The sequence below is a fragment of the Pseudoalteromonas rubra genome, assembly GCF_000238295.3.
GTDB classification, from domain to species: Bacteria; Pseudomonadota; Gammaproteobacteria; order Enterobacterales; family Alteromonadaceae; genus Pseudoalteromonas; species Pseudoalteromonas rubra.
The window spans coordinates 100,484-113,252 of sequence record NZ_AHCD03000044.1 but is presented as its reverse complement, the minus strand read 5'-3'; the positions used below and the strand labels follow the sequence as shown (position 1 = coordinate 113,252).

Genomic DNA, 12,769 nt, shown 5'->3' with positions numbered 1-12,769 from the left:
AAGATATCAGCAAAGTCGACTTTACTCGCAAGGATCAGGGAAATTCTTAATTTGATTCTTTGTTTAGTGATAAAGACATAAACACACTGAGTGGGTTATCACGATACAGACCGAAGCGTTCACAACGGTCAAAACCCAGGCTTTCGTACAAATTAATTGCCTGTTCCTGCTTCACACCCGTTTCAAGGCGGATCAGTGGAATTTGTGCATCGCCCGCGTAATGCAACAAGATTTGCATGATACGCTTAGACAAGCCCTTGCCCCGATACTGAGGTTTGACATACAAACGCTTTATTTCACCGTATAAGGTTTTATCGAATTGTTTAACGATGGCGCCACAAGCCACGATGCCCTCTTCGTTGCGTAGCCCAACAGCACGTACATTGGGTTGATTGAGCTCTTCCAGAGCTAAAGACTGATCGCTGGCAATGGGGTAGAGGGTATTCATCAAGCGGTCAATTTCTGCAAATAGTTCTCTAACACTTTGATCATCTGGTTTTAAATCAACTAGTTGCATAATTTTCCTTTCAACTGACAGTTACTTTCCGGGCCCAGTCAGACCCCATTTACACGACACGTAATCAGGTTAAGCGTAATGACTGGTGCGACAAACTAAAAGGACATTTTAACGTACTTTGCAGGAAATATAACTAAATATATTCAGATTAAATGGTAAGGAAACATGTTGCAGCATGTAATTAACGAAGAATGTCAGACGGTGTCACGTCTGTCGGGTACATAGCCATTCATACCCTCCATGGCATCTTACCATTCAGGCTAGCCAAAGGGTGATAGCAAGCAACAGTATGGTGGCAACCGTGGTAAAAAGCAGTGAGCACTGATTCTGACCAGTACGGTCTGATTGTGAAAACAACATAAACAACTCTCCTATGCTTCCCCCCAACGTAAAAACCACAAAAGTATTAATAAAGGAGAATGCACTACAACCAAAAGTAGTAACATAGATAGCAAAAAATGACCCAAAACACCAGAAAATAGTGCAAATATTATCCTAAAAACTAGGCCAATAGTCCGGCTAGCACGTACAATTTCATACAATACAGCAACTTAAACAACTCCGCTAATTTGTATAAAAAAAACACAAAAGCTTGGGTTTTCGCTAATACGGACCTATATAAGGAAAAAAGGAGGTATCATGATCACATTAAAAGCAGCCCATAAAGACAATTACAGTGATGTATTTGCGCTACAATTGTTGCCTGAAGACCTGAATTTTATCGCGTCGCCAGCCGAAACTCTGGCCGAATCAGCGTTTTTTCCATACTACCGAAACCTGCTTATCTACCATCATCAAACGCTGGTCGGGTTTATACAGTATCACCCCATGGAGCCTGAGGACACAAAACATGAATATACCATCACACAGCTGGCAATAGACAAGCGCTTCCGTCGTCAGGGATTTGCCAGACAAGCCCTGAAACAGTTACTGACACAACTCAGAGCCAAGTCTGATTGTCAGGTAATTTCTGCCGTCTATGCAGAGGGCAATGAAAGAATGCGCAGTTTGTTCAGTGACATGTCTTTTGAATTTAAAGGCCGCTGGGGAGACACTGCTTATCTGATGGAGTGGCATCGTGACACGCCTCTGCCGGAGGTATACCTCAGCACAGTGTGGCAAAAAAACTTCGAACATTTGGGTGACCTTGAACTACATGAAGCTCAACAGCCGTTGGTGGCCCCAAACGAATGGACTTTACTGGAAGCAGCCTATAATCCGGGTTATGAAGTGCGTGCGGTCAACTACCAGGATAAGCAAGTCGGGTTACTGATGTGGGTCCCTGAAAAACCGCATCGTATTTCAATTTGGCGCTTGATGGTTGATAAAGCCTATCAACAACAGGGCATAGGCAGACAAGCGCTGCAAGCGGCACTGGAAGAGATCCGTAGCCTGCCAGAGGTAACAGAAATCGCCATCTGTTATGTACCGGACAATCCGGTCGCCAAAGACTTTTATGGCAGTTTTGGCTTTGTAGAAACGGGCTTCGATGAAGAGGAAGAAGAAATGCTTGCTGAGATCAGGTTAGCCCACTGTAAAGGGGCTTAACACAAAGGAATAAGTTGCTGTGGTTTCGCGTAACGAATGCCGGCGTCATCAAACGCCTGCACATCCTCCTGTGAATGATAATGGTATACACACAATCTGTCTAAAATGGCTGGCGGGTACTCTCGTAACAGGTCGTCCAACCCGGCATGGCTGGGGTTACCAGATGCCACACAGTCATGAAAAATGATTTCTCCCTGAGTCACCTGATGGATCAGTAACTCGGGAATAGGGCGGGTATCACCGCTGTAAAAGAATCGCCCGGGAAGATGCAAAGAAAATGCACTACCGGGCGCCTGGTGGCGAACCGGATAGCAGTTCAGTCGGAGCTGTTGATGAAAAAAGTGCTCACCAACGGGGTGCAACTCAAAAGTATGCCAGATATCTTGGCGTAACTCCGCCAGTCCGGTGTATGCCAACATCGCACACAAAGACTGAATAAGCTGAACTGGTACATATAAACGCACTTTTTGTCCGCTTAATGCCGCCTTAAAATACAACTGCTCCAGGCCGCCAACATGGTCGTAGTGCAAGTGAGTGATAAATACGGCCTGAGGCAAAGATTGGCTGCCAAAAGTACGTTTGAATCGCGCCAGCGTATCATGGCCGCAATCAATCAATAACCAGGGAGTGTCTTCACAGCAAATTACACATGCTGCATTACCAAGCTCTGCCGCACTGGCCGCACCAACGCCCAAAAATAGCGCACAATCAGGCACTGGCACCTGTCGATGGGTGTGATGCGGTTTATCTTGTGTTGGCCGGGCCACTATCGAATCTAACATCAGTCTGCTCGTCAATATTCGCCACTCGGTACAAACCCAATGCTAGATGTAATAATTGACATTCCCGTGACAAGGCCATACTTGGCGAATAGGTGGTTACACCAATATTTAGTTAATATCGCTAAATTGAATCAATTTACGTCCAAACCACCAATCGCCATAAACACGTAAGGTACTGATATAAATAAACTATCCTTTTTGGCATTTGTTTTGCTATATTCCAGTCAAATGAAAAAAATAACAAATTGGAATTGCGCCATGATCAAAAAACTTTCTCCCTTATTCGCAGCACTCGCACTCAGTGGTTGTGTGATTCATATTGATGGTCACAGTAAAACAGTAGCAGACGTGGAGCTGCACAAAACCCTGACGCTGGACGCCACAAATTTAAACAGCCTGATGGCAGATACCAGTTCAGGCTCATTGGATATCATCGGTGATGACACGCTTACACAAATCGAAGTTGATGCAAAAATACTGACAGACAAAGATCACAGTTATCAGCTTACGCTTGAACAGGACGGCAACAACGCACGACTGATCGCAAAACACAATGCCAGGGTTGGTATCGTCTGGTACAGCGGCAATAGCCCCAGAATCGATCTGACTGTCCGCGTACCCAACAATCTTACACTGGATATTGACGATAGCTCAGGCGACCTTGCTATCAAAGGCATGACAGGAGACATAGAGCTGGAGGACGGCTCGGGCGATATCAGCATCAATGGTGCAGCGAATGTTAAAATTGATGATGGTTCAGGGGAAATGATTATCCGTGGCGTCAGCGGCATGCTGGATATCGAAGATGGCTCAGGCGACATTACCATTCAGGGTGGCAACCAGTTGAAGCTCGATGACGCGTCGGGTCAGGTATATATTACCGACATGCGTGGGGACCTGGATATTGAGGACGGTTCCGGCGATATCCAAATTATTGGCGGGCGTTCGCTTACCCTGGATGATGAATCAGGCAACATCAGTCTGACCGATATGAGCGGTGACCTGACCATTGTAGATGGCTCCGGAAACCTTGAGATCCGCGGCGGTAATTCACTTGATTTACGCGACGACTCAGGATTTATCCGGGTTCAGGACTTGCAGGGCAATGCCAAGGTCAATGATGGCAGTGGCAACCTGGTGCTGCAAAACATCAAAGGTCATGTGACTATTGACGATGATTCCGGCGATATCGAAGTCATTCAGGCAGGTGGCCTTACCATCACCGGTGATTCCTCCGGCGGCCAGCGTATTGAAAAGATCCGTGGCGAAGTCAATATTCGAGATTAACCGCGCCCACAACGACACCTTTTGCAAGCAAAGTGTCACCTTTTGCCAGTGAATTGTGTGCGCTCAGCTTCTACAATGAGCGCATAACTTCTGCTAACAAGGTGACATCATGACTTACGCAAACACAGCCCTGATCACAGGCGCATCTTCAGGTATTGGTTTAGAACTGGCGCGCTTACACGCACAGCAGGGCGGTGACCTTGTTCTGGTCGCCCGCTCTGAAAACAAGCTCAATGCCCTGAAAAAAGAGCTGGAGCAATCCCATGGTGTCAACGCCTGTGTGATCACTGCCGATCTCACCGAACCGGCGTCGGCGCAGGCCATCTACAATGAAACAAAACGCCAGGGCATAGAGATTGATATCCTGATCAACAACGCCGGGTTTGGGGGTCATGGCTTTTTTCATGAACGTGAATTACAGGCTGATCTGGACATGATACAAGTCAATATCAGTAGTCTTACTGCGCTCACACACCTCTTCGTACAGGATATGACAACCCGTAAACGCGGCAAAATCCTGAATGTCTCGTCCACCGTCTCCTTGCTACCGGGTCCATTGCAGGCAACTTACTACGCGACCAAAGCGTTTGTGACTTCTTTTTCTCAGGCACTGGCCGAAGAGCTGCGCGATCACGGGATCAGTGTCACGGCGTTGTGCCCGGGTCCGGTTGCCACCGAGTTTGCCAAAACCGGTAACTTGGAAGAGCTCGCGGTCTTTAAACAAGGAAAAAGCCCCGAATCCGTTGCCAGGTGTGGTTATCAGGCGATGCAAAAAGGTAAACTTCTGGCCTTTAACGACCCTATGCTAAACTTTATGCTCAACTGGATAGTGCCTTTGCTACCACGTCGGCTGGTACTTGCACTGTCACGCCGTACGATGGAAAAATAATGAAGCGAACAGCAAAATTTACCTTGTCACCACATTGCCTGATCTTATTCAAAGATCTCGACCTGGATCAGGCGCTGCTGTTAAAACAGGCAAAGCTACCTGCAGATCTGTGGCATAGCTTGCCCACTTCAGTAACGGCGGCCCAGTATTTTGACCTGTGGCATGCGATGGAAGCACAGCTTGGTGAAACATTACCGCTGAAATTGGCACAACATCTTAATATCGAGGCATTCGATCCAGCCATTTTTGCCTGCTTATGTAGCGCCAATCTGAGTGCCGCTATGCACCGTCTTAGCAGCTACAAACCATTGATCGGTCCGCTGACCCTGGACGTGCACGAAGATGCGCAAGGCCTGTTACTCAGCCTGGACTGCTATGGCTACGACAAACCCCTGCCGAAATCGCTGGGTCTGTGCGAACTGGCTTTTTTTACCCAGCTTGCTCGCCTGGCAACCCGTACACAGGTGATACCCAAAACCCTATATGTGACACAACTTCCGGACAATATGGCTGATTTTGAAAACTATTTTGGCACCAGTCTGACACTCAGCAATCAGGTGGCGATACGTTTTCATCAAGCAGACACACAGCGACCCTTTATGACTGAAAACGCCGCTATGTGGTCTTTTTTTGAAAATGATCTGGCCCAGCGTCTGGCTGAACTCGATGCCAGTGCCAGTATGACGCAAAAAGTCAAAGCGCTGCTGATGGAATTACTGCCCTCAGGGCAAGTGAGCGCAGAGCAGGTAGCAGCCAAGCTGGCGATCAGTAAACGTACATTACAGCGTAAACTTGATGGGGAATCAGCAAACTTTCAGTCGCTGCTGAGCGCGCTGCGATCCGACCTAGCCCGACAGTATCTGCGTCGCTCCAGTATGTCGTTACAGGAAATCGCCTTTTTGCTGGGCTTTAGTGATGCCAATACCTTTATTCGTGCGTTTAACCAATGGAATGGCGTCCCTCCTGGCCACTTCAGAAACCAGAATGAGCACAGTGTAGGCAAGGATTATTCAATTTAATAGAAAAGTTGGATAGGCGTTTATTCTCATTACACATAAAATTTAGTGTCATACTTTTGGACGCTGATTTTGAAAAATTTACTCGCCTTAACCTTTGCAGCCCAACTCTGTGTACTTTGGCCTTCGGTCTCACACAGCGCAGATTTCGCTACCTATGAGCAACAATTCCCACTGAAAGGGAAAAAATCATTCCGCGCTGCACTGGAAGAAGGGGAGGCGTTACTCACGCAATCAACGCTCACGGCGCAACAGCGAACCTTTGTGCTGCATCGTACAGCTTTGCATCTGGTACGACTGGGAGAGTATGACCGCGCACAACACAGGCTGGATGCACTCGCGACGCATTTAATCGCGCACCCTGACGATTCTATGCAAGGCAAATATCACTGGGTAAACGGTGATCTGGCCTTTCGTCTGGGCCACAACCAAAGTGCTCAAAGCCACTTTCTCAAAGCCAGCGAGTTTTTCTCCCGCACCCAGGACTGGCGCATGCTCAGCCATGCCTATCGGATGGCCGCCAATGCCGTTGCAAAAGGCAGCCCGGATCTGAACGCCATTGAGCATATTGCTTTGGCAAAGCACTATGCTGAACTGGACAATAATATCCCGTTGCACAATGCAGCCTTTGATACAGAAGCCAGGATATATAAACTCTTTGGCCAGTTAGACAGGGCACTAGAAAGCCGTCAGGCCCAGCTTAACTGGCTGCAGCAGCAAAACGTGCCGGACGAGGCCATGTTATCCGCAACTTATTATGGTCTGGCAGACATTTTTGTCGATTTTGGTGACCACCAGGCCGCGCTCGACGCCTTCATGCAATCATATCGCTATGACGAGGAGGTGAATGATCGCCTTTATATGGCACAAAACCAGATCAGGATCGCCGAGCAACATCTCCAACTCGGAGAGTTAACTGCCGCTGATAAGGCATATGGACAGGCAAAAGCCCTCAGTGAATCAATCGACCACAAGCGTAATCTGGGCTGGGCCATTGCCGGGCTGGGTCGTGTTGAGTTGAGCAAAGGTAACTACCCTCAGGCCGCAAATCTCATCGGCCAGGGCCTGACTTTAATCAGCCCGATCCATAATAAGCTACTCCACAGCCAACACCTTGTCTGGTACGCCAGAGCATTGAGTCACAACAGCCCGGAACTGGCCATTGAACAGTTAATGCCTTTTTTCAAAGCCGAGCCGACCGATACTATGGTGGAAGCCGCAAAGGTGCTCGCATTTGCCTATCAGCAACAACAAGACTTTGCATCCGCACTGCGCTATCAGACGCAGGCCACTGAATTACTCGAGCAGCAGACAGAACAGTCGCGACTGACCCGTCTGGAAGCCAAAAAACGTGACGCTGAACTCCATTTAGAAACGCTCAAGGTGAATCAGTTGCAAAGCGGACTGGATGAGCAAAAACGCCAGAACAAACTACAAAGTGTTATCCTGGCAGCTGCGATTATCGTGCTGCTAAACTTTTTCCTGATGTTTTACCTGTACCATCTGAAAAAACGCAAAGTCATGGAAAAAGAGGCTGGGGTGCTAAACCAGGCGTTGACACTCAAACAGCAGTTATTGGCGGATGTTTCTCATGAACTGAGAACGCCGCTGACCGTACTCAAACTGAATATCGAAGCACTCCAGCACAATCTCATTACCGATCCGGACGCCACTTACACCCTGATGCAAAGCCGTTTATCTATGTTAAATACGCTTATTGCTGATATTTACGAGTTAGCGCAGGCAGACACACATAGTCTGCAACTGGATTTGCACACCCGACCTGCCAAAGCACTGTTTGATGAGTTACTCAGTGCAATCCAGCCATTAGTCACGCAAAACAACCTGACACTCAGTGCACGAAACACACTGTCAGACACACTGGAGGTTACCTGCGATATTAACCGGATGCATCAAATCTTCAACAACCTGGCACGTAACAGCTGCCATTACAGTAACAAGCCCGGTCAGGTCAGTGTCACCATTGCCCAACAAGATGAGCAGCTGGTGTGTCACTTTGAAGATTCCAGCCCGGGTGTCAGTGACGAAGACTTGCCTCGTCTCACCGAGCGACTGTATCGCTGCGATAAATCCCGCAGTCGTGATTTAGGCGGCTCAGGTCTGGGCCTGTCCATCTGTCAGAAACTCACAGAATTACATCAGGGACAGCTGTCCCTGTCTCACAGTCAATTAGGCGGTCTGCGGGTCACACTGACACTGCCGCTCGCAGCACGCGCCCCCTCTGGCGACTAAACCCGGCCGCCTTCCCCTTTTTACAGTTTTACTTTAGAGTAATTCGAACTAGGCTAAAAACACCATCGCCTGAGTGCATTGCACTGAGCGAGCGTTGCATTCCATTTTTCCAATTGAACTGATTAATTTAACCCATTATACAAATGAATCGATTCGCCTGATAATGGCTACATCGAAATCAAAGGAGACAAACAGTATGTTAAACAATATCGAAGGTCAGACAATTCCTCAGGTAACTTTCCCGGTGCGTGAAAACGACGAATGGAAAAACATCAGCACAGATGACCTGTTCAAAGGTAAAACAGTAGTGGTTTTCTCGCTACCAGGCGCCTTTACTCCAACTTGTTCATCTACACACCTGCCGCGTTACAACGAGCTGGCTGGCGTATTTAAACAAAATGGTGTTGACGACATCGTCTGTATTTCAGTAAATGATACCTTTGTCATGAACGCCTGGGCCAAAGATCAGGAAGCTGAGAATGTGACACTTATCCCGGACGGAAACGGCGAGTTTTCTGAAGGCATGGGCATGTTGGTTGACAAAAAAGACTTAGGCTTTGGTAAGCGCAGCTGGCGTTACTCTATGCTGGTTAAAGATGGCGTTATCGAAAAAATGTTCATTGAACCAGACGTACCGGGCGACCCGTTTGAAGTATCAGACGCGGATACCATGCTTGAATACATCAATCCGGAGCAGGTTAAGCCTCAGCCTGTTTCAATCATCACTAAACCTGGTTGTCCTTTCTGCGCCAAAGCAAAAGCGCTGCTGGATGAGAAAGGTCTGGTATATGAAGAACTGGTATTAGGTCAACAAGCCACACTGACCAGCCTTAAAGCTCTGTCTGGTCGTGAAACTGTACCGCAGGTGTTCATTGGCGGTAAACACATTGGCGGCTCAGACGACCTGGCTGCACACTTCGCTTAATGCCCGTAGCGGCCTCTTCATTAGGCCAATATTAGTGTAAAGGGGCTTAACAGCCCCACAACTCCCCTTGCTCAGAGGTAAAACATGAAACAACTTGAAACTGACGTCGTCGTCATTGGTGCGGGCACTGCCGGGCTCAGCGCCTATCGAAATGCCAAACAATCTACTGACAAAGTGTTAATGATCGAAGCCGGTGCGTATGGCACCACTTGCGCACGGGTCGGCTGCATGCCCAGCAAGTTGTTGATTGCCGCTGCGGAAGCTGCACACAGTGTCACCGAAGCCCCCAAATTCGGGGTCAATACCACAGCGCCAGAAATCGATGGTAAAGCCGTGATGGCACGGGTACGCAGCGAACGCGACCGGTTTGTTGGTTTTGTGCTGGAAGCTGTAGATGAGCTGCCTGAGCAAGACCGGATCAAAGGGTATGCGCGCTTTTTAGATGCCAACCGAATTCAAATCGACGACCATACCGTGATCACTGCAAAACGGTTTGTCATCGCAACCGGTTCAAGGCCCAATATTCCAGGTTTCTTCCAGGCATTTGGCGACAAACTGATCATCAATGATGACGTATTCGACTGGCAAGATTTACCCGAGTCAGTAGCCGTGTTTGGTCCGGGGGTGATTGGTCTCGAATTGGGACAAGCGCTGCACCGTCTGGGCGTCAATGTGAAGCTATTTGGCGTGGGGGGCAATATTGGACCTCTGACTGATCCGCAGATCCAGGACTACGCCAATACCGTTTTCGCAGAAGAGTTTTATGTCGATAGCGATGCCAAAGTTTCTGATATGAAGCTGGTTGGCGATAAGGCACAGCTGACTTATGTTGACCGCGAGGGTAAACCACAAACAGAGCAGTTTGACTTCGTACTGGCGGCAACGGGCAGGGTACCCAATGTTGATAAACTGGGTCTTGAAAACACCGGCATTGAGCTGGACGAGCGCGGCGTACCGCTTGCCGACCCCTACACGATGCAATGTGGCGACAGCCATATTTTTATCGCCGGTGATGCCAGTAATCAGATCCCATTGTTACATGAAGCGGCCGATCAGGGCACCATTGCCGGTCAAAATGCCGGACGATTCCCGGATGTACGTAATGGCCTGAGACGCGCGCCCATTGCGGCCGTATTCAGTGATCCGCAAATCGCCATGGTCGGTGAGAGTTTTAAACAACTCAATGAGCGATACGGTAAATGTGGTTGCTTTGCGATTGGTGAAGTAAGCTTTGAGAATCAAGGTCGTAGCCGAGTGATGCTCAAAAACAAAGGGTATATGCACTTGTATGCAGAGCAAGGCAGTGGCCTGTTCCTGGGCGCAGAGTTCATCGGTCCCTCAGCGGAACATATGGCGCACCTGCTAGCCTGGGCCGTACAGAATAAAATGACGGTCCCTCAGATGCTGGATATGCCCTTCTACCACCCGGTAATCGAAGAAGGCCTGCGTACTGCATTGAGAAACCTCAACGCCAAACTCAAATTTGGTCCGGATATCATCCAACATTGTATGGAATGTGGTCCGGGCGCTTAACAGCTATGCCATAGCCCGGGCGTGTTTGTACTTTCGGGCTAATCACTGTTGCGCCGCTCAGGCATCGTATCGACCTGCCTGGTGCGTCGCTTCATTACGCACCTGCTCAAACTTATCAAACGCATCAGACACCGCCTCTTTACCCGTCGCAGTCATTGAAATGGTTACCCCACAACTTAGGTTTGAAACAAGAAAGCATTTGTCCAGCCAGCAGCAGTCTGGATTCAAAGTGGATAGGCACGCAGTAATTGGGGCAGTCGATTTTAGATTTTATACTCATCGTTTAATCCTCACTTTTAAGGGGGTCAGGTTTTTCGCGAAAATATCAAGTAATGTGGTCATTCCACGTGGCAGAAAAGCAGGCCGATAAAATAAACTGCGTTTGCGTACGTGCCATCATGCCATTTGCATCTGTTGCAGCTTTCAGTGGGCCACAGATAAGCGGCTTCATAGGCAGGCCACTGATTTGCTGCGCCTCAGATAACGTTCACTATTCGGGTCAACATTGGATGCCATGTTAGGCGTCAGGCGGAAGTAACAATCGGTGCTTTGGGGCGATAATTCAGGGACATCTGGCAAAGACAAACTGGAGGATAAAGGGACAAAAGCACTTACACAGAGTAACCGGCAGTGATACCATCAATGCCTGTTATGTGTTCCACTATTTATTCAATAAAGGACCTCCCGTGATACAGAGAATTGATACCAAACAACGCATGAGCCGCATCGTCAAACACAACGGCACCATCTATTTATGCGGCCAGGTGTGTAAAGACGCTGAGCAGGGCATTAAGGAACAAACCGCTACTATGCTTGAGAAAGTCGATGAGCTGTTACTTCAGGCTGGCAGTGATCGTGAGCATATCCTGTCTGCCACAATCTATATCAAAGACATGCAGTATTTTAGTGAAATGAACGAAGTATGGGATGCCTGGGTGCCTGAAGGCCACGCGCCTGCGCGCGCTTGTGTAGAGGCAGCTATGGCAAGAGACACCTTGCTGGTAGAGATTTCAGTGATTGCAGCTGAGATCAACCCAGCTTAATACAGTCAGCCCGGTTTTGCGCCGGGCTGATTTTCCAGCACACCTCAAACTATTCTCGTGCTATTTGAAATGCCTGATTTGTCCTCACGTAAAGCAGGGCAGGTGCCTTGGCTTTCAACGCCATCTTTACGGCATCCTGAGCAGCAAGATAACTGCCAGGTCGCAACTCCGGGCTTTTCTGCGTGTTTGCCTGCAAGACAGTAATGGCCCCCTGGATCACCACCGCTTTAAACTCTGTACCCGTGCTGGACAGGGTCACCTTTGTATCTGCCGGCAATTTCACCAATACGCCTGTCAGCTGTGCTTGCTGCCACAGGTTTGCCAGTTGAATACCTTCGCCTTCGAGCTGCGTTGACGTATGCTGATCCAGCCAGGTCAGGTTTGCATAGTGAAGATTAACGGGCCGCTCGCCATTGTCAAATTGCTGTGCAGAGGGTTTAACCAGATAAGGGCCTTTGTCTATTTCAAGGTAAATCATATTGCCCGGTGCATTGGCGGACGTAATGTGATCTTCCCCGGCCGGTTGAGTCCAGTAAGACCCCGGTGGCATCCACATCGCTTTGGCTTGAGGATCATCGTTATGCAGCAGGCCTTCTATCACAATACCGCGATAAGACACATTATGAATATGAGGCGGTGACGAGAAGCCTGGTTCAAACCTCACTAACATGCCGGTCGCACCGGGCTTTGTTCTGTCTCCCCACAAGTTCGCAGCCCTCGGGCTCTTATCACCCCGAGCCGGATTCAGATGACCCCATTCAATTTGCTCGGTACTGATAATCGTTACCTCGTTACTGCCCGGGCTCGTATCCTGAGCCTTTAGAGAGTGAGAGAAAAAACACGCCGACATAATTAAAGCACTGAGTAAACTGGATTTTGCCACGAAGATAAGCCTCTTGTGAAAACGACAAAGCGAATGTACATCAGTTTAAGCCCTTAGAGACAAACGATAAATTGGCTACAGGTTGAAAGATTA

At 48.6% G+C, this 12,769-nt stretch carries 12 protein-coding genes; 8 read left to right on the top strand and 4 right to left on the bottom strand.

What is annotated here, in order from left to right; translation table 11 throughout:
• Positions 1–46 precede the first annotated feature (46 nt).
• Positions 47–517 (bottom strand): GNAT family N-acetyltransferase, encoded by a 471-nt coding sequence (locus PRUB_RS21730; RefSeq protein WP_010384413.1) that lies wholly within the window; start codon positions 515–517, stop codon positions 47–49.
• Positions 518–1,156: 639 nt separating this feature from the next.
• Between PRUB_RS21730 and PRUB_RS26820 the strand changes: the two genes are divergently transcribed.
• Positions 1,157–2,065: a GNAT family N-acetyltransferase gene (locus PRUB_RS26820; RefSeq protein ID WP_010384414.1), complete on the top strand. Its 909-nt coding sequence runs from the start codon at positions 1,157–1,159 to the stop codon at positions 2,063–2,065.
• On the opposite strand, the gene PRUB_RS21720 is transcribed toward PRUB_RS26820, so the two are convergent.
• Positions 2,062–2,847 (bottom strand): MBL fold metallo-hydrolase, encoded by a 786-nt coding sequence (locus tag PRUB_RS21720; RefSeq protein ID WP_010384415.1) that lies wholly within the window; start codon positions 2,845–2,847, stop codon positions 2,062–2,064. The genes PRUB_RS26820 and PRUB_RS21720 overlap by 4 nt on opposite strands.
• 258 nt (positions 2,848–3,105) lie before the next feature.
• Here PRUB_RS21720 and PRUB_RS21715 point away from each other — a divergent pair, with 258 nt between their 5' ends.
• The 6 genes from PRUB_RS21715 (at position 3,106) to PRUB_RS21690 (ending at position 10,750) form a co-directional block, all read left to right on the top strand.
• Positions 3,106–4,134: a DUF4097 family beta strand repeat-containing protein gene (locus PRUB_RS21715; protein ID WP_010384416.1), complete on the top strand. Its 1,029-nt coding sequence runs from the start codon at positions 3,106–3,108 to the stop codon at positions 4,132–4,134.
• Between the two features lie 109 nt (positions 4,135–4,243).
• Positions 4,244–5,023, top strand: coding sequence for an SDR family NAD(P)-dependent oxidoreductase (locus tag PRUB_RS21710; protein ID WP_010384417.1), 780 nt, complete (start codon positions 4,244–4,246; stop codon positions 5,021–5,023).
• Positions 5,023–6,042, top strand: a complete 1,020-nt coding sequence (locus tag PRUB_RS21705; protein WP_010384418.1) for an AraC family transcriptional regulator — start codon at positions 5,023–5,025, stop codon at positions 6,040–6,042. Before PRUB_RS21710 ends, PRUB_RS21705 begins: the two co-directional genes overlap by 1 nt.
• Positions 6,043–6,111: 69 nt before the next feature.
• Complete coding sequence (locus PRUB_RS21700; RefSeq protein WP_010384419.1) at positions 6,112–8,292, top strand: ATP-binding protein; 2,181 nt, start codon at positions 6,112–6,114, stop codon at positions 8,290–8,292.
• A 196-nt stretch (positions 8,293–8,488) separates the two neighbouring features.
• Positions 8,489–9,217 (top strand): glutathione peroxidase, encoded by a 729-nt coding sequence (locus tag PRUB_RS21695; RefSeq protein WP_010384420.1) that lies wholly within the window; start codon positions 8,489–8,491, stop codon positions 9,215–9,217.
• 84 nt (positions 9,218–9,301) lie between these two features.
• A complete protein-coding gene (locus PRUB_RS21690) occupies positions 9,302–10,750 on the top strand; it encodes a dihydrolipoyl dehydrogenase (RefSeq protein ID WP_010384422.1) in 1,449 nt (482 codons plus the stop codon).
• Between the two features lie 325 nt (positions 10,751–11,075).
• On the opposite strand, the gene PRUB_RS21685 is transcribed toward PRUB_RS21690, so the two are convergent.
• Positions 11,076–11,201, bottom strand: coding sequence for a hypothetical protein (locus PRUB_RS21685; protein WP_010384423.1), 126 nt, complete (start codon positions 11,199–11,201; stop codon positions 11,076–11,078).
• Positions 11,202–11,436: 235 nt separating this feature from the next.
• Here PRUB_RS21685 and PRUB_RS21680 point away from each other — a divergent pair, with 235 nt between their 5' ends.
• Positions 11,437–11,793: a RidA family protein gene (locus tag PRUB_RS21680; RefSeq protein ID WP_010384425.1), complete on the top strand. Its 357-nt coding sequence runs from the start codon at positions 11,437–11,439 to the stop codon at positions 11,791–11,793.
• 49 nt (positions 11,794–11,842) lie between these two features.
• Here PRUB_RS21680 and PRUB_RS21675 read toward each other — a convergent pair whose 3' ends face one another.
• Complete coding sequence (locus PRUB_RS21675; protein ID WP_010384427.1) at positions 11,843–12,676, bottom strand: DUF4437 domain-containing protein; 834 nt, start codon at positions 12,674–12,676, stop codon at positions 11,843–11,845.
• Positions 12,677–12,769 lie beyond the last annotated feature (93 nt).